This window comes from Pantoea sp. PvP021, assembly GCF_054056055.1.
The window spans coordinates 88,049-105,383 of record NZ_JBSRXX010000012.1 but is presented as its reverse complement, the minus strand read 5'-3'; the positions used below and the strand labels follow the sequence as shown (position 1 = coordinate 105,383).

The following is a 17,335-nucleotide window of genomic DNA, read 5'->3' as shown; positions in this document are numbered from 1 at the left end:
CTTTTTTATGCCGCAAATCTGCACTTCAGCCCTGCTCATCCAGTTGCAAAGCGACATAGAGCAACAGCCTGTCATCAAAATGGCCAAGATTCAGTCCGGTCAGTTCAGAAATCCGGTTCAGGCGGTATTCCAGCGTATTACGATGAATGAACAGCGCACGCGCGGTGGCGCTCGGCTGGACGTTGTGGGTGAACCAGGCGATCAGCGTACGGCGCAGCAAGCCGTTGTTATCCATGCTCTTGAGCTTCGCCAGTGGCCGGGCGAGCTCATTGGCCTGCCAGCCACCCCGCAGGCTGTCGAGCAGCACGGGCAGCACCAGATCCTGATAAAAATAGCTGCGCACCTCGGGCATACGTTGCTTGCCCACCATCATGGTGGTGCGCGCCGTCCGGTAAGATCGTGCGATGCTGCCGGGTCCGGTAAAGAAGTTGCCCAGCGCGATACGCATCCGAAGATGACCGCTCTCTTTCATCCGCTGTAGTAACTGCTCTACGCGGCGGCGATGATCTTCCTGATCGTGACGCCCATGCCCATTAAGGGCCGGTTTCAGCACCACCATTTCGGTCAGTGACACAATCGCGATCAGATTGTCCCGCTCCGGCGTGGTCAGCAGCGTTTGCAGCTGCTGTAACTCTGACATCGCGCTGTCTACCCCGAGCTGACCACTATCCACTTCCACCACGGCGACCACACGCGGCTGATTGAGATCGATACCGAGCCGCTGCGCCCATTCGGTCAGCTGTGGCGACAGGGTATCGCTGCGGATCAGGTTCAGCACCAGCTCTTCACGCAGACGGCTGTCCTGCGCCAGCATATGCAGCAGCCGGGCTTGCTCCAGCATCATCTCCGCGGTCATGCAGACCAGCTCGCCATAATGCCGCAGCGCCAGCGGCTCGCCGGTCAGGCCGATCACCCCGACGATGTCACCATCAATGCGCAGCGGCAGGTTAATGCCAGGCCGCACGCCATGAAGATGTTTAGCCACGGCCTCATCGATGTCGACAACGCGCCCCTGAGAGAGCACCAGCAATGCACCTTCGTGCAACTCCCCAATACGTTCCCGGTCACCGCTGCCGATAATCCGGCCCCGCGCATCCATCACGTTGACATTGCTGTCAATAATTTTCATGGTGCGCGCCACGATATCCTGTGCCAGCCGGGCATCAAGGTGATAGGTAGCCATCCATTACTCCTGAAAAAGAGGGGGAGAAACAGAATACGCATGCACAGCACGCAGAACATTGTGCAATTGCACAGAGCCAGGCCGTCATTTGCCGGATTTGCGGTGAGCATCACACTCTGAGGAGGCAGAGAGTGGACATAAAAAAGGCGGACCGCAGTCCGCCTCTTCATCCGTTGCTGTTCGCTTACTGCATCAGCAGATAGATACTACTGTCGCCGCGTTTCACATTCAGCGCCAGAACGGACGGCTTGCTGTCGAGAACTTTGCGCAGCTCACCCAGGTTGGTTACCACCTGCTGGTTAACGCCCTGAATCACATCGCCCTTTTTCAGGCCGATACGCGCCGCAGCACTGCCCGGTTTCACGTTATCAACCCGGACACCTTTGGTACCCGCTTCGATATTGCTGAGATCGGCGCCTTCAATACCGGTGTAGATGGTCGCGGACTGCACTTTTGACTGGCTGCTCTGCTGCAACTTAACAGAGACATCGACCGGTTTGCCGTCACGCAGCAGCCCCAGTTTCAGGGTGGTGCCAACCGGAAGTGAGCCCACTTCCGCACGCAGCGAAGCAAAGCTGCTCAGCGGTTTACCGTTCATCGAGACAATGACGTCGCCCGCCTTAATACCGGCTTTGGCGGCCGCTGAGTCTGGCAGCACCTGGCTTACAAAGGCACCACGTTGTGCGTCGACCTTCATCGCTTTTGCCAGCTCGGAGTTCAGCTCAGTCCCCTGCACGCCCAGCTCGCCGCGTTTCACCTGACCAAACTCGACCATCTGTGCCGTCAGGTTTTTCACCATGTTGCTGGGGATAGCAAAGCCGATACCGATGTTGCCGCCATCGGGCGCCAGAATGGCGGTGTTAATCCCAATCAGTTCACCGTTGAGGTTAACCAGCGCACCACCGGAGTTGCCCCGGTTAATGGCCGCATCCGTCTGGATAAAGTTTTCGTAGTTTTCCACGTTCAGACCACTGCGTCCCAGCGCGGAGACGATACCAGAGGTGACCGTTTCACCCAGACCATAAGGGTTGCCAATCGCCACGGTATAATCGCCGACGCGCAGGTTGTCAGAGTCAGCGATTTTGACTGCGGTAAGATTTTTGGCTTCCTGCAGCTGAATCAGGGCAATGTCAGAGCTGGGATCTTTACCGATGACTTTGGCGTCATAGCGACGACCGTCGCTGAGCTGTACCTGAATTTTGGTGGCATTATTCACGACGTGGTTATTAGTTACTACATAGCCTTTGTCAGCGTTAATAATGACGCCCGATCCCAGAGCACGGAATTTTTCCTGCTGGGTATCAGGCACTGGCGCGCCGCCGTTACCGCCTGCACCGTCGCCGTTCTGGCACATCGGTGAACCCTGGAACGGGGAACCATCCTGGCAGAATGGCGAATTGTCGCCAAAGAATTGCTGAAATTGCTGCGGCATACGCGGGGTTTTCACCGTGGTGGTCCCCTCGACGCTGATACTGACCACAGACGGCATCACCTTCTCCAGCATCGGTGCCAGACTTGGCTGTTGCAGGCTATCGGAAGAGGCCGTTTGCGCAGCAGAAACAGTAACAGGGGCGAGCGCCATGCTCAGGCTCAACGCCAGCGCACTTAACATTAAGGTCTTTTTTTTCATTTTTCGTTTCTCAATAAGATTACTGTTCAGACCATTGCTGTGGTCGAAAGGTGAGATAAATGTTTTAGCGCGAAGTTCCTTTAAAAGTTTAAGGCAAAAGTAAAAATTTATTCGCGCTCTTTACAATTGGCGGCTTATTCTACCGCCATCAGTCGTCGGTACTCATCCCAGGCATAGAGATCGGTCATACCACTGATATAATCCTGAATGAGCCGGAAGCGATAATAACGTTCCCACAACAGACGCTGATATTTATGTTCTACAACCAGATTACGCATCTTATGCAAATAGGCTTTACGGTGTTTACCCGAGAGCTTATGAAAAAGCCGGGTTTCGATCGGATGCTGACGCAGGAAATCTTCATTTATCAGCGTGGTAAAGGCTTCGTAATTAAGGCGCATCAGCGGCTGATAGATCTCCAGCAGCCCTTTAATCACCCGGTAACCCTGCAACTCCAGCTGCTCTACTTCAGAATGATTAAAGACCTGCTGGCGCGCAACGGTTTTAAACAATTGCAGTAAGCGGCCCTCTTCACCCTCATCTTCCAGTAGTGCATGGTTAAAACTTCCATCGAATATAGCAGGGAGATTATCAACAAAACGTTTCACCGCATAGCTTACCAGCACGCTCTGAACATTTACGCGGAGTGACATAAAAAATTGATCGCTGCGGCTTCGGCGTTTTTTACTGCAGGCTTCACGCCAGGCTTCGCCAATAGTCCGGCTGAAAGCGTCATTATTTTTAAACGGCCCCCAGGCTTTATTGAGAAACTCATACAAACTTTCAACATTAAAGATATCTTTTTCTACAGCGTCGTCCAAATCGGCAATACAATAGGAGATATCATCCGCAGCTTCCATTATATAAGTCAGCGGAAAACGGTGGTGTTCTTCCATATTGGTGGCAGCACGCAGGTCGGCAATATAATCCTGCTCAGAGAGATAAAACCCAGGCTTTTTCATGAGTACGCTAAATTCGGCGGGCTTTTCCCCCTGCCACCAGGCAGGCGCGGTATATTTCAGGATGCAGGCGACCTGAGAATAACTGAGATTCAGTTGCAGCAGCGTATGCACCATCCGGATCGCCTGCGCATTGCCTTCAAAGTGACAGAGATCCTGGCGGATCATGGCGTTGAGTTGATCAAAGGCTTTACGCTGTGCTTCTCCTTCCACGCCGGCCACCAGCGGATCCACCAGCTCGGCAGAGAGGTTCTCTTCAAACCAGTCGTTAATCGCCGCCTCGCCAAAATGGCCAAAAGGTGGATTACCGACATCATGCATCAGACAGGCCATCTCAATCAGACTTTCAAACGCGCCTTCCAGCTCATCAAGACCATACTGCGCCAGCCCGCCCTGCATCTTCAGGGTTTGCAGGATCTCTTTGGTGATGTAACGCCCGGTCTGCTGCACCTCCAGCGAATGCGTCAGGCGGGAACGAACGGCAGCGTTACGCTCCAGCGGAAACACCTGCGTTTTTTGCTGCAAACGCCGGATTGCGGCGGAGTTTATAATCCGTCCGCGATCGCTCTCAAAATGGCGCGTAATGTAATATTCGCCTTCCGGTTCCTTGCCGCTGTTATAAGGGCGCGAGAAGCTGATCTTCTTCCTGAAATTGATCGCTGACATGGATTACCCCTTATTTTTTCGTGAATTAATCCCCTGAATGCCATGGTAGACTATGCCCTAAATTTTGATTCTTTACATTAGCGGAACTCACTATGAAAGCAGGCATTATTGGCGCGATGGAGCAGGAAGTCACACTGCTGCGCGACAAAATTGAAAACCGTCAAACGCTGTCGCTGGCGGGTTGTGAAATTTATACCGGCACCCTGCAGGGCGTTGAGGTGGCTCTGCTGAAATCTGGCATCGGTAAAACCTCTGCCGCGCTGGGTACCACGCTGCTGCTGCAGCTCTGCAAGCCGGATGTGGTGATCAACACCGGTTCGGCTGGCGGTTTAGCGCCGTCGCTCAGCGTCGGTGATATCGTGGTGTCAGAAGAAGTGCGTTATCACGATGCTGACGTCACCGCTTTTGGTTATGAGCCGGGTCAGATGGCGGGTTGTCCGGCCGCGTTTGTGGCAGACAGCAAGCTTATCGCCGCTGCAGAAGCCTGTATTAAGCAGCTGGATCTGAATGCCGTACGCGGTCTGGTGGTCAGCGGTGATGCCTTTATCAATGGTGCCGAACCGCTGGCGCGCATTCGTAATCTGTTCCCGCAGGCGATTGCCGTTGAGATGGAAGCCACCGCTATCGGCCATGTCTGTCATCAGTTCCAGGTGCCTTTTGTGGTCGTTCGCGCCATTTCCGACGTGGCCGATAAGCAATCTCACCTCAGCTTTGATGAGTTCTTAAGCGTTGCGGCGAAGCAATCTTCGCTGATGGTGAAGAACCTGCTGGCGCATCTGGCGCGTGGCTAAAACGCTACTCCTCTGCTGGCTGCTGCTGCTGAGCGGCAGCCTGCTGGCTTCACCGCCACGCGTGATTACCCTCTCCCCTCACCTTACCGAACTCGCCTTTGCTGCCGGGATTACCCCGATTGCGGTCAGCGCCTGGTCCGACTATCCGCCGCAGGCGAAACAGATTGAGCAGGTCGCAAACTGGCAGGGCATCAAGGCTGAACGTATTCTGCAGCTTAAGCCGGATCTGGTATTAGCCTGGCGAGGCGGTAATCCGCAGCGGCAGATTGACCAGCTACAGCAGCTCGGCGTGCCGGTTAAATGGATTGATCCGCTGACGCTGGATGAGATGTTCACGGCGCTGGCCGATCTGGGCCACTGGAGTCCCAGACCGGAGCAGGCAACTCGCGCTGCCCGCCAGTTACGTCAGCAGGAAGCCGCGCTGCGTCAGCGCTATGCTCATCTGACTGCGGTTCCGCTTTTTTTGCAATTTGGTCAGCAGCCCCTGTTTACCGCCGCCAGAGCCACGCTGCAGAATGAAATTATTACGTTATGTGGTGGCAGGAACATCTTTGCTGACAGCCGCGTCAGCTGGCCGCAGGTCAGCCGTGAGCAGGTGCTGATGCGCCATCCTCAGGCCGTTGTGACGGGTGGCAGTGCGCAGCAGGCGGAAAACATCCGGGTGTTCTGGCGACCGCAGCTGGATGTACCGGTGATTGCCATCAACGAGGACTGGCTTAGCCGGCCAGGCCCGCGACTGCTGCTGGCCGCGCAGCAACTCTGTGCGGCCCTGCATCCCGATGAATAAATCAGCGAATTGATTAAAGTCACTGCGATTTTTGCCGTTGATCAATACCAGAGACGAACGCGCCACGTATGCTCGCCGTCCTTTTAGCGCTCCGGCGCTTTTTTAAAACACCAGGAACCTTATATGACCAGAGCACTGCTGCTGGCCATAGGGCTGTCGATCGCCGGTTCTGCCTTTGCAGGATCGATAAATGGCTCTATTGGCGCCAGACTTGTCATCTATTCACGCTGTGAAATCAACACGGCTAACGGCCAGCCCGCACCGCAGATCAACTGCGGCAGACAGGCAAGCGCGCAGCCGCGCGTAACAAACGGCCAGATTCAATCGCAGGGAAGTGTGAAGCAAAGTAACCGGCTGGTCACAATAGAATGGTAAACGAGGCCGTCTGTATGACGGCCTGCATTATCAGATACTGAAGGAAGAGCCACAGCCACAGGTGGTTTTGGCATTCGGGTTGGTCACGATAAAGCGTGAGCCTTCCAGACCTTCCGTGTAATCCACTGAACCGCCCACCAGATATTGCAGGCTCATCGGATCAACCACCAGTGAGACGCCCTGCTTTTCAATCGTCATGTCGCCATCATTCATCTGGTCATCAAAGGTGAAGCCGTACTGGAAACCACTGCAACCGCCACCGGTGATATAGACGCGAAGTTTCAGCGCCGGGTTCTCTTCGTCGGCAATCAGGTTCTTCACCTTGGTGGCTGCGGCGTCGGTAAACTGCAACGGCAGTGCTACTACTTCATCACTCATGTTTTACTCCGGTAAACGCCCAGGTCAGAAAACGACCTTAATTACGCTATTATCAGCCAGCACCTCAGCGCAATCAAGCTCTGCCCTTCGCACTCTGTGCCGCTTTCGCTCCTGTTAAGGGCACAGGGGGTGAATCCACCTTTCGTCTGCTGCCCCTCTTCCGTAGAATGGCGCAATATTTTTATGAACCGCTGGAGCCGAAAATGAGTAAGTCCGAACAACTGTTTGCCGAGGCACAACGCCTGATCCCGGGTGGGGTAAACTCGCCAGTACGCGCATTTACCGGTGTGGGCGGCGTTCCGCTGTTTATTGAACACGCTGATGGCGCCTATCTCTATGACGCTGACGGCAAAGCCTATATCGACTATGTCGGCTCATGGGGTCCGATGGTGCTGGGTCATAACAACGCGGCGATCCGTAACGCCGTGATTGAAGCGGCACAGCGCGGCCTAAGTTTTGGCGCACCGACCGAAATGGAAGTGACCATGGCGCAGCTGGTGTGTGAGCTGGTGCCGAGCATGGAGATGGTGCGGATGGTCAACTCCGGCACCGAAGCGACTATGAGCGCTATCCGTCTGGCGCGTGGCTTTACCGGCCGCGATAAAATCATCAAGTTTGAAGGCTGCTACCACGGCCACGCCGATCATCTGCTGGTGAAAGCCGGCTCCGGTGCGTTAACACTGGGTCAGCCGAACTCGCCGGGCGTACCGGCCGATTTCGCTAAACATACCCTGACCTGCACCTTTAACGATCTCGACTCAGTGCGCAGCGCTTTTGAGCAATATCCCGAGTCGATTGCGGCCATCATCGTTGAGCCGGTGGCTGGCAACATGAACTGCATCCCACCGCAGCCAGAGTTCCTGCCGGGTCTGCGTTCACTGTGTGATGAGTTCGGCGCACTGCTGATTATTGATGAAGTGATGACCGGTTTCCGTGTCGCGCTGGGTGGCGCGCAGGCTCATTACAATGTGCGCCCTGATTTGACCTGTCTCGGGAAAATCATTGGTGGCGGCATGCCAGTCGGTGCATTCGGTGGGCGTCGCGAAGTGATGGCAGCGCTGGCCCCGACCGGTCCGGTTTATCAGGCGGGAACGCTCTCTGGTAACCCAATCGCCATGGCGGCGGGTTTCGCCTGCCTGACGCAGATCGCGCAGCCGGGTACCCATGAGAAGCTGGATGCCCTGACCCGCAAGCTGGCAGAGGGTCTGCGTGAAGCAGCACAACAGCAAAATATCCCGCTGGTGATTAACCATGTTGGCGGGATGTTCGGTCTCTTCTTCACCGATGCTGACAGTGTGACCTGTTACGCCGATGTGACCCGCTGCGATGTGGAGCGCTTTAAAACCTTCTTCCACCTGATGCTTGAAGAGGGCGTTTACTTTGCGCCTTCAGCCTATGAAGCGGGCTTTATGTCGCTGGCGCACAGCGAAGAGGATATTCAGCGCACTGTCGACGCCGCGCGTCGTTGTTTCGCGAAGCTGTAATTGCGGCAGCGTTAAAGATGAAGACCGGCAGCAGCCGGTCTTTTGTTATTGATGAGGCTTGCCCCGCTCTGTTGTGAGAGGGTGCACGCACAGGAAACAGGGTCAGATCGGAAAGGCGCGAAAGCCGTCATCCATGACTCGCTCGGCCCGCGCGATTACGCACCTCATCCATGAGGTGCGCCCGTTGCCGGGCCAACGCTTCGCGTTGTTCAAAAACGCTCCCGGCGTTTTTGTCCCTGGCGCGGGACGCTTTCCTCCTCTGACCCAATTTCCTGCGCATTGAGCTTCTTCGTTGTTGTCAGATTCACCCTACTTTGGATCTGGCCGGCGTCTGAAACCAGCCTGCTTTTTCCTCTTAACCTGAACGCCGCAGCAGCCAGATAAAGTAAGGCGCGCCTAAAAAGGTCGCCATCAGCCCGGCTGGGATCTGATCCGGGAATGCCAGCATTCGTCCGCACCAGTCAGCCAGCACCATCAATCCCGCCCCCAGTAATCCTGACAGCAGCAGTTGCGGCAACGCCCGCCGGAATCCCAGCATGCGTGCCATATGGGGTGCCATTAGTCCGACAAAACTCAGCGGGCCGATAGTCAGTGTCGCGCTGGCGGTCAGCGCGGCCGCCAGCAGCAGCAGACTCAGCCGCGCAGGCGTCAACGCCATACCGGCCGAGCGTGCGGTAGCGCTTCCCAGCGGCAGCAACGTCAGCCAGCGACTGGCCAGCGGTGCCAGCGACACCAGCACCAGCGCGCAGACTGCGCTCTGAATCGCCTGAGTGCCGCTGATGTTATAGGTCGAGCCGGAGATCCAGCTCAGCAGCCCGCCCATACGCGGATCGCCACTCGCCAGCAGTAGCATCAGCAGGGTGACAAAGGCGCTGTTAAGCGCCATGCCCGCCAGCAGCATTCGTTCAGGTGAAAAGCCACCCCGACTGGCTACCGCCATGATCACCAGCAACGTCAGCGCCGCGCCCAGCGCACCGGCGGGCAGCAGCCAGGCCAGCGCATCGCCCGGCACAAAGAACATCATCATCACCACGCCAAAAGCGGCACCCGAACTGATGCCCAGCACTTCCGGGCTGGCCATGGGATTGCCGGTCAGCCGCTGAATCAGACTCCCCGCCACGCCCAGCATCAGGCCGGTCACCAGCGCGGCCAGCACGCGCGGTGCGCGCCACGGCAGCAGCGATTGCAGCATCTCACCCGCAGACCAGACCCAGCCCTGCGCATCACGGCCAAACGCCAGACCACCCCACCCCAGCAGCGCCAGGATGGCAAGTCCGGTCAGCGCCCAGCGCAGCAGGTTCTGTCGCTCGGCGGGCACCTTATCACCCTGATTCAGCGCGGGCGGCACCGAACCGGTGCGCAGTCGCGGCAGCAGCCACAGCAGAATCGGGACGCCGAGCAGCGCCGTGGCGGTGCCGGTCGGGATATCGCGCCAGTGAGTGCTGAGCCACAACACGCAATTGTCCGCCAGCCACAGCAGCAGCGCGCCAGTCAGCGGAGCCAGCAGCATCCGGGTGATGAGCCGTCGTCCACCCAGCATCTTCGCCAGCAGCGGCGCAAACAGCCCGATAAAGCCGATGATACCGGCGACGTTGACCAGCTGTGCGCTGAGCAGGATCGCCAGCCCGAGGCCACCGACACGCGCCACGGAGAGCGCAAGGCCAAGGTTTTTCGCTACGCCATCATCCAGCCCCATCAGCGTCAGCGGACGCAGCAGCGCCAGCGCCAGCACAAACGCCAGCAGCAGGCGCGGCCAGAGTTGCTGCACATTTTCCCAGCTCATCTGATTCAGCGCGCCGGTGCTCCACAGAAACATGTTCTGCAGCTGATCGTGATTGAAGATAGCGAAGATTTGATTCACCGCGCCGCTGTAGAGGCTCAGCACCAGCCCGGCCAGAATCAGCGTTACCGGCGACAGACGTTTGCCCCAGGCCACACCAAACACCAGCGCGCCCACCAGCAGCGCGCCACTGAGCGCGGCAAACTGCTGTGTCAGCGCCCCGCCCGGCAGATGCCACAGCGTCGCCACGGTAATGCCCAGCTGTGCGCCGGAAGAGACGCCCAGCGTGGTTGGCTCCGCCAGCGGATTACGCAATATCTGCTGAAACAGCAGACCGGCTAAGCCCAGACCACTCCCCACCAGCAGCGCCAGCACGATACGCGGCAGCAGGCTGTGGTGAAACACCATCTGCGGCAGGCTATCGACCGCCGGTGACCAGAGTGCCTGCCACCATTCAGCCTGTGGCAACGCCTGATGCAGATTGACCAGCGTCAGGCTGAGCGCCAGCAGAAACAGCAGGCTGAGGAGGCCTGAGGGAAACAGAGCATGGCGCATCAGTGCGTCTCCAGCGCGCGTTCCAGCACGCGAACAAAGTGCAGCGCCGAGAGCGTCGCACCGTAATACCAGACGGCCGGGACGCGCTGAAAGCGTCCGGTGCGTACAAACGGCAGCGACTGCCACAGCGGGCTGCGCATCAGTTGCTGCATCTCCGCATCGTTATCATGATCAAAGCAGATGACATCCACTTCCCCGACCTGCGCCAGCTTTTCAATGCCGATCACCGCGCTGCCCCAGAAATTTGTTTCGCCCTGCCAGCCATTTTTCAGGCCAAGCAGAGTCATCACTTCCAGAAACAGACTGTTTTTGCCGAAGGTAATGGCGTGACGACTGTCGAGCAGCGACATCAGCAGGATAGTGCGTCCGGCATAGGGCGCCAGCCGCTGGCGCGCCGCCGCCAGCTGATCATCGACCTCGCGCAGATGCTGTTCCGCTCGCGCGCTTAATCCAAGGCGCGCCGCCAGCTGACGCAGCGATGCGCGCGCGGCAGTGAGAGGTTTCCCGTCGCCGCTGTGGAGGTCGAAGCCCATAATGGGCGCGATGCGCGTCAGTTTCTCTTTAGGCGGGCCGTAGCCGTTGGAGCAGAGGATCAGCGACGGCTGCATTTGCGCCATCAGCTCAAGATTGGGTTCAGTGCGCAGACCTACATCGATCACGCCTTCAGGCAGCGGCGGCTCCCCTACCCAGATGTTGTAGTTGTGCAGATCGGCCACGCCCCAGGGCGTGACGCCTAGTGCTATCAGCAGTTCGGTGGGTAACCACTCCAGTGCAATAATCCGACCCGGATTTGGCGTGGCGGCACGCAGGGGAAGCGCACAAAACAGCGGAGAGACTGCCAGCGCCAGCATCAGTCGGCGGCGATTAAGATCGGGCATCATCCTCTCCTTAACAGACAAAACTGACCGGCGCGCCGCCCTGCGGGTGCGGTAAAATGCCCATCGGAATGCCATAAATCGCACCGAGCACCTCAGGCTGCATAATCGCCTCTGCGTCACCTTCGGCAATCATCGCGCCCTGACGCAGCGCCACCAGATGATCGCAGTAGCGTGCTGCCATATTAATATCGTGCAGCACCGCAATCACGGTTAAGCCGCGCTGCTGGCTCAGCGCTTTTATCAACGCCAGCACCTCAACCTGATGGGCAATATCCAGCGCCGACGTCGGTTCATCCAGCAGCAGACAGCGGCTGTTCTGCGCCACCATCATCGCCAGCCAGGCGCGCTGACGCTCGCCGCCCGACAGGCTATCTACCAGCCGTCCGGCAAAGGCATTAAGCCCGACCTGGGCAATCGCATCCTCTACCCGGTCGCGATCTTCCTGACCAAAGCGCCCCAGCGCGCCGTGCCAGGGATAGCGGCCAATCGCCACCAGTTCACGCACCGTCATCCCTTCGGCTGCCGGTAACTGCTGCGGCAGATAGGCCACCTGACGGGCAAAGGCTTTGCTGTTCCAGCGTCCGACGGGCTGCTGATTCAACAGCACCTCTCCGCTGCTGGCCGCGTGGTGACGACCCAGCATTTTTAACAGTGTTGATTTGCCCGAGCCGTTGTGACCGATCAGCCCGGTCACTTTTCCCGGCGGAAAGGTCAGCGACAGTGGCTGAAGGAGCGTCCGGCCCGGCACTTCAAAACTGGCGTTTTTCAGCGTAAAGGTCACCTCTTCTGCGTGCGGATACGGCATGGTTATCCCTGTGAACGGGCGCCGAAGCGCCCGGTTAAATCAGAATCTGAAGGTTGCGGTGCCGACAATCTGGCGCTCCGCACCCCAGTAGCAGGCGTATTCACGATAGCAGCTGGCGACGTAGTCGCGGTCAAACAGATTGTTGACGTTGACGCCCACAGTCGAACCCGGCAAACCGAAACGACCCAGATCATATTTCAGCGCCGCATCCACCGTGGTGTAACCGGCAACTTTAAAGTTCTGGTTCTGCTCAGTGCCAGTGCTGTAAAGGCCCTGACTCTCACCGACATAACGCACACCCGCGCCCAGCGTTACGCCCGAAAGGGCTGTCTCGTGGAAGGTGTAGTCGCTCCACAGTGAGGCCATGTGCTTCGGCACCTGCACCGGCGTTTTGCCTTTGAGCTGGGTGTCTTCGGTATATTCCGCATCGGTGTAGGTGTAGGACGCCGTCAGGTTAACGTTGGCATTCAGCGCCGCTTTAGCTTCCAGCTCTACGCCCCGTGACCGGATTTCACCGCTCTGCACGCTGGCAAACGGATGATTAAACGTATCAGGGTCCGCGGTCAGGTTTTTGGTTTTGGTCAGCTGATAAAGCGCGGCGGTGAGCACCACCGGACGATCTTTCGGTACATATTTCACGCCCGCTTCATACTGCTTAGCGCGTGACGGATCAAATGCCTGACCCTCATAGGTCGAACCTGCATTCGGAATAAAGGCTTCGCTGTAGCTGAAGTAAGGCGCGATGCCGTTATCAAACACATAGTTCAGGCCGCCGCGCCAGGTAAAGGCCTGATCGTTCTGACGATCAACGCTATCCGCTACCCGATCGTAAACCGAGTTCATGGCATAGTCGTAGCGGCCACCCAGCGTCAGCACCCAGCGGTTCCACTCCATCTGATCCTGAGCATAGAGGCCGGTCTGACGCTGCTTGTTGAGATGCTGATAGGGATCGGCAAATGGCGTTACGCTGTTATCGCCATATTGCGGATTAACCGCATTCAGGCTGGAGGCAGTGCCAAACTGTGCATCGATATCATTGCGGGTACGCTGGAAGTCCACGCCCAGCAGCAGCGTATGATCAACCTGGCCGGTGGCGAATTTCGCCTGCGCCTGGGTATCGACCGCCAGTTGGTTGAGTTTCTCTTCTGAAACCGCCGAACCGCGCGTGATTTCCTGAGTCGCCGGCAGGAAACCATTGCCATAAATGCTGCGGTAATCGGTGCGCAGATCGGCATAACGCAGGTTCTGGCGCAGCGTCCAGGTGTCGTTAAAGCTGTGCTCGGCGTTATAACCGACCATTTTGGTGTTGCGTGAAATCTTGTTGCTCTGCTCGCCTTCATCGAAGTTGGTCGGCAGTTTGTACTGGCTGCCATCAGCGCGGGTGATCGGTACCACCGTGCCCTGACGCGGCAGCCAGCCGTAATAACCGGTTTCTGGCTCGTTCTGGAAATAGGTCAGCAGGTCAATGCGGGTGCGATCGTCGGGACGCCAGCTGAAAGCCGGTGCGATGGTGTAGCGCTTCTCTTTGTTCATCGCCTGCTGCGCATCCTGACTGCGCGCCTGGCCGGTCAGGCGATAGCTGTAGACGCCGTCGTCGTCCAGCGCGCCGCCAAAGTCAAAGCCGGTCGAGAAGAGGTTGTCGTTGCCCATCTGGAACTGCACTTCGCGCAGGGTTTCCTGGGTCGGACGCTTACTCACCAGCGAGACCACGCCGCCGGGATTGCTCTTACCGTAGAGCACCGAAACCGGGCCGCGCAGCAGTTCAGCGCGTTCCAGGAAGTAAGGATCGATGGCAAACTCAGAGTAGTTATCACCCTGCAGTTTCAGACCATCCAGATACTGATTGGTGTTGGTTTCGCTGAAACCGCGAATCGACAGCGCATCAATCACGTCTGAGCTGCCCCGGTTACCGGTCAGCACGCCAGGCGTGTAGTTAAACGCCCCTTTCACGCTGGTTACGTTACGCATCTCCATCTCTTCACGGGTGACCACGGAGATGGACTGCGGATTTTTTTCAATGGGGGTATCAGTTTTGGTCCCGGTGGCGCTGCGTTTCGCTGCCACGGTGGGTGCTGGTCCCCAGGCGCTTTCCGCCTCGACGCCGCTGCCGCCCTCAGCCGAGACGACCATCGTCTCCGCCTGCGCGGCGTAAAGAGAGGAGCTCAGGCTCAGTGAGATCATGATACCCAGAAGCGGTCGGGAAAATGTTTTTTTGGTGTTGTCAGAAAAAGTCGTTCGCGCATTCATAAAAGTGTCTCTTAACAATAGGCTCAGGCAGGCGAATCGAAACGATAATGATTATTATAACGCTTAGATAATATGCGAAATTCAGCAGGCACTGCAAGAAGAAATCCCAGTAGTGACGCCGTTTGCAGGCCGATTGACGCGTATTGATCAGGAACAAAAAAAGGGCGCCGAAGCGCCCTTTTTAACCTGTCTGACTGATTTATTTGCCAAACATATCTTTTATCCACCCTGCTACGCCGTCGCTATCTTTCTGCTCCTGCTGTTGCTGGGCCGGTTGTTGCGGCTGCTGCTGTTGCTGTTGTTGCTGCTGCTGATCGAAGAGCTGTTGTTGCTGCTGAACCTGCTGTTGCTGTTGCTGACACAGCGCATTCGGATCCAGCGCCCACACCGGCAGAGAACGCCAGGTGCTGCTGCCCGTGCCGCAGACAAAGTTACCGGCAGAATCCACATTCATCAGCGACACATCTTCCGGCGGCGTCAGCTGTAACGGCATCGGGGCCTGAATGTCCAGGTAGCGACGGTAGAGCTGCATCGCGCCGCTGGCACCATAGAGTTTGGTCGGCTGGTTGTTATCGCGTCCCACCCAGGTGATCGCCACTTCTTTGCCATCAATACCGGCAAACCAGCTGTCCACCAGATCGTTGGTAGTACCGGTTTTGCCCGCCAGATGCGCATTCGGGAAACGCGCGCCCAGCGCACGGGCGGTACCGTGGTCAGCTACCTGTTGCATGGTGTAGAGCGTCAGATAAGCGGCCTGCGCCGGCTCAACACGCTGCGCCTGCGGATAGCTCTGATAGAGCACGCTGCCATCTTCCGCAATCACCGAACGCACCGCTGACAGCGACGCGCGGTTGCCGCCGCTGGCAATCGACTGGAACGCCTGAGCCACTTCAACCGGCGTCAGGTTTAAGGCACCCAGCAGCATCGATGGCACCGGATGCAGCTGCTCTTTCGGCACGCCCAGTTTGTTCCAGGTATCCACCACCGCATCCAGCCCCAGCGTCATGCCGAGGTTTACGGTCGGCACGTTCATTGAGTTGGTCAGCGCATCCACCAGCATCACTTTGCCGCTGAAGCGACGATCGTCGTTCATCGGTTTCCAGATGCTGCCGTTTGGCTGTTTCAGCGCAATCGGCTCATCGGCGATCCAGCTGTTCAGCCGGTAGCTGTTTGGCTGGCTCAGCGCGGTCAGGTAAGTCGCCGGTTTCGCCAGTGAGCCGATAGAGCGGCGTGCCTGCAGCGCGCGGTTGTAACCGGCATACTGCGGATCGGCACCGCCGACCATAGCGCGGACTTCGCCGCTGAAACGGTCAACCACCACCATCGCGGTTTCCAGATCTTTCAGACCACGCTGTTTTTTCAGCGTCGGAATGCCATCGATCACCGCCTTTTCGGCCGCATCCTGCGACACCGGATCCAGCGTGGTGAAGATTTTCACCCCGGAGAGATCTTTCACCTTGTCGCCCAGTTTTGCCTGAAGCTCGTTACGCACCATCTGCATAAAGGCCGGCTGCGGCGTAATCACGCCGCCTTTCGGCTGCACGCCCAGCGGACGGGCCGACAGCATGTCATACAGCTCCTGGTCGATTACTTTCTGCTGCTGCAACAGGCGCAGCACGAGGTTGCGTCGTTCCAGCGCCAGTTTCGGGTTACGCCACGGATTATAGAGCGACGCACCTTTCACCATGCCGACCAGCATCGCCTGCTGATCCAGACTCAGCTCATCAACCGGACGGCCAAAGTAGTAGAGGCTGGCCAGCGGGAAACCGCGGATCTGATCGCTGCCAGCCTGACCGAGATAGACCTCGTTCAGGTAGAGCTCCAGGATGCGATCTTTGCTGTAGCGCGCATCCATGATCACCGCCATGTAGGCTTCACGCGCTTTACGCCACAGCGAACGCTCGTTGGTGAGGAACAGGTTCTTCACCAGCTGCTGCGTCAGCGTACTGCCGCCCTGCACCGCTTTCCCGGCCGTGATGTTCGCCAGGAAGGCGCGGCCAATGGAGTAAGGGCTGATGCCATCATGCTCATAGAAATGGCGATCTTCGGTGGCGATCAGCGTATCGACCAGCAGATCCGGGAAACCGGCGCGCGGTACGAAGAGTCGCTGTTCACCGTTCGGCGACTGCAGCATGGTGATCAGGCGCGGATCGAGGCGGAAAAAGCCAAAATCACGACCGGTTTCAAGGTTTTTAATCTCGCTCAGCTCATCTTTACTGAAGCTCATGCGCGCGTGGATCTGCCCCTCTTTACTGTCGGGGAAATCAAACGGGCGACGCAGCAGATCGATGGTGTTGCCCTTCACCGAAAACTCGCCAGGGCGGGTAATACGGGAGACTTCGCGATACTGAGTACCTTCCAGCAGCGCCACCATTTCACTTTTGTTGTAGGCCATGCCGGGTTCCAGGCTGACCATGCGGCCATAGACGGTGGCGGGCAGTTGCCACACTTTACCGTCAATCCGGCTGCGAATTTCCGAGTCGAGGTAGATGCCCCACGCGGCCATGACCACCACAAACACCAGGAACAGTTTGATTACCCATCCCAGCCAACGGCGTTTGCCGCGCGGCGGTTTTCCACCTTTACCTTTACGTGGCACCGGCGCTTCCTCCTCGTCATCATTAAAATCGTCCTGATCGATATCCTGTTCGATATCCCTGCGTCGTCCCCGGCCCGCACTGCTGCGCGGCGGCAACGGTTTACCTTTGCGCCCTATTGGTTCGCGATCGTTCCCAGACATTACTTTTCTTCTCCAGGCAGTGCTTACGGCAGCGCCGCTACTCTAACTGCTTTCTCGCGTGCCGCATGGCAGAACCC

13 protein-coding genes are annotated in these 17,335 nt (G+C 57.6%); 4 read left to right on the top strand and 9 right to left on the bottom strand.

Annotation, left to right across the window (positions count from 1 at the left end; genetic code table 11):
- Positions 1-25 precede the first annotated feature (25 nt).
- From ACVKSX_RS22125 to dgt, 3 genes are all read right to left on the bottom strand, one after another.
- On the bottom strand, positions 26-1,183 hold the full coding sequence (locus ACVKSX_RS22125; protein ID WP_010254083.1) for a CdaR family transcriptional regulator: 1,158 nt from the start codon (positions 1,181-1,183) through the stop codon (positions 26-28).
- A gap of 184 nt (positions 1,184-1,367) precedes the next feature.
- On the bottom strand, positions 1,368-2,813 hold the full coding sequence (gene degP, locus ACVKSX_RS22120; RefSeq protein ID WP_010671858.1) for a serine endoprotease DegP: 1,446 nt from the start codon (positions 2,811-2,813) through the stop codon (positions 1,368-1,370).
- A gap of 134 nt (positions 2,814-2,947) precedes the next feature.
- Positions 2,948-4,438: a dGTPase gene (dgt, locus tag ACVKSX_RS22115; protein WP_354439063.1), complete on the bottom strand. Its 1,491-nt coding sequence runs from the start codon at positions 4,436-4,438 to the stop codon at positions 2,948-2,950.
- Positions 4,439-4,530: 92 nt separating this feature from the next.
- Between dgt and mtnN the strand changes: the two genes are divergently transcribed.
- The 3 genes from mtnN (at position 4,531) to ACVKSX_RS22100 (ending at position 6,391) form a co-directional block, all read left to right on the top strand.
- Positions 4,531-5,229: a 5'-methylthioadenosine/S-adenosylhomocysteine nucleosidase gene (mtnN, locus tag ACVKSX_RS22110; RefSeq protein ID WP_354439061.1), complete on the top strand. Its 699-nt coding sequence runs from the start codon at positions 4,531-4,533 to the stop codon at positions 5,227-5,229.
- On the top strand, positions 5,222-6,016 hold the full coding sequence (btuF, locus tag ACVKSX_RS22105; protein ID WP_010671857.1) for a vitamin B12 ABC transporter substrate-binding protein BtuF: 795 nt from the start codon (positions 5,222-5,224) through the stop codon (positions 6,014-6,016). The genes mtnN and btuF overlap by 8 nt, the downstream gene beginning before the upstream one ends.
- A 123-nt stretch (positions 6,017-6,139) precedes the next feature.
- Positions 6,140-6,391: a hypothetical protein gene (locus tag ACVKSX_RS22100; RefSeq protein ID WP_010254068.1), complete on the top strand. Its 252-nt coding sequence runs from the start codon at positions 6,140-6,142 to the stop codon at positions 6,389-6,391.
- A 30-nt stretch (positions 6,392-6,421) separates the two neighbouring features.
- On the opposite strand, the gene erpA is transcribed toward ACVKSX_RS22100, so the two are convergent.
- Positions 6,422-6,769: an iron-sulfur cluster insertion protein ErpA gene (gene erpA, locus ACVKSX_RS22095; protein ID WP_010254064.1), complete on the bottom strand. Its 348-nt coding sequence runs from the start codon at positions 6,767-6,769 to the stop codon at positions 6,422-6,424.
- A gap of 203 nt (positions 6,770-6,972) precedes the next feature.
- On the opposite strand from erpA, the gene hemL reads away from it, so the two are divergent.
- Entirely contained in the window at positions 6,973-8,253 is a 1,281-nt protein-coding gene (hemL, locus tag ACVKSX_RS22090) for a glutamate-1-semialdehyde 2,1-aminomutase (protein WP_010254062.1), read from the top strand.
- A gap of 355 nt (positions 8,254-8,608) precedes the next feature.
- Here the strand turns inward: hemL and fhuB are convergent, their stop codons facing one another.
- The 5 genes from fhuB to mrcB form a co-directional block, all read right to left on the bottom strand.
- Complete coding sequence (gene fhuB / locus ACVKSX_RS22085) at positions 8,609-10,588, bottom strand: Fe(3+)-hydroxamate ABC transporter permease FhuB (RefSeq protein ID WP_354439058.1); 1,980 nt, start codon at positions 10,586-10,588, stop codon at positions 8,609-8,611.
- Entirely contained in the window at positions 10,588-11,466 is an 879-nt protein-coding gene (gene fhuD, locus ACVKSX_RS22080; RefSeq protein WP_010671855.1) for a Fe(3+)-hydroxamate ABC transporter substrate-binding protein FhuD, read from the bottom strand. The genes fhuB and fhuD overlap by 1 nt, the downstream gene beginning before the upstream one ends.
- Before the next feature lie 10 nt (positions 11,467-11,476).
- Entirely contained in the window at positions 11,477-12,271 is a 795-nt protein-coding gene (gene fhuC, locus ACVKSX_RS22075; protein WP_354439056.1) for a Fe3+-hydroxamate ABC transporter ATP-binding protein FhuC, read from the bottom strand.
- Between the two features lie 39 nt (positions 12,272-12,310).
- On the bottom strand, positions 12,311-14,518 hold the full coding sequence (fhuA, locus tag ACVKSX_RS22070) for a ferrichrome porin FhuA (protein ID WP_354439054.1): 2,208 nt from the start codon (positions 14,516-14,518) through the stop codon (positions 12,311-12,313).
- 199 nt (positions 14,519-14,717) lie between these two features.
- Positions 14,718-17,258: a bifunctional glycosyl transferase/transpeptidase gene (gene mrcB / locus ACVKSX_RS22065; RefSeq protein ID WP_010671853.1), complete on the bottom strand. Its 2,541-nt coding sequence runs from the start codon at positions 17,256-17,258 to the stop codon at positions 14,718-14,720.
- Positions 17,259-17,335 lie beyond the last annotated feature (77 nt).

Bases quoted from the DNA above. Each gene is read 5' to 3' on its own strand.
- ACVKSX_RS22125 (WP_010254083.1), bottom strand. From the start codon at position 1,183: ATGGCTACCTATCACCTTGATGCCCGGCTGGCACAGGATATCGTGGCG.
- degP (WP_010671858.1), bottom strand. From the start codon at position 2,813: ATGAAAAAAAAGACCTTAATGTTAAGTGCGCTGGCGTTGAGCCTGAGC.
- dgt (WP_354439063.1), bottom strand. From the start codon at position 4,438: ATGTCAGCGATCAATTTCAGGAAGAAGATCAGCTTCTCGCGCCCTTAT.
- mtnN (WP_354439061.1), top strand. From the start codon at position 4,531: ATGAAAGCAGGCATTATTGGCGCGATGGAGCAGGAAGTCACACTGCTG.
- ACVKSX_RS22100 (WP_010254068.1), top strand. From the start codon at position 6,140: ATGACCAGAGCACTGCTGCTGGCCATAGGGCTGTCGATCGCCGGTTCT.
- erpA (WP_010254064.1), bottom strand. From the start codon at position 6,769: ATGAGTGATGAAGTAGTAGCACTGCCGTTGCAGTTTACCGACGCCGCA.
- hemL (WP_010254062.1), top strand. From the start codon at position 6,973: ATGAGTAAGTCCGAACAACTGTTTGCCGAGGCACAACGCCTGATCCCG.
- fhuB (WP_354439058.1), bottom strand. From the start codon at position 10,588: ATGCGCCATGCTCTGTTTCCCTCAGGCCTCCTCAGCCTGCTGTTTCTG.
- fhuD (WP_010671855.1), bottom strand. From the start codon at position 11,466: ATGCCCGATCTTAATCGCCGCCGACTGATGCTGGCGCTGGCAGTCTCT.
- fhuC (WP_354439056.1), bottom strand. From the start codon at position 12,271: ATGCCGTATCCGCACGCAGAAGAGGTGACCTTTACGCTGAAAAACGCC.
- fhuA (WP_354439054.1), bottom strand. From the start codon at position 14,518: ATGAATGCGCGAACGACTTTTTCTGACAACACCAAAAAAACATTTTCC.
- mrcB (WP_010671853.1), bottom strand. From the start codon at position 17,258: ATGTCTGGGAACGATCGCGAACCAATAGGGCGCAAAGGTAAACCGTTG.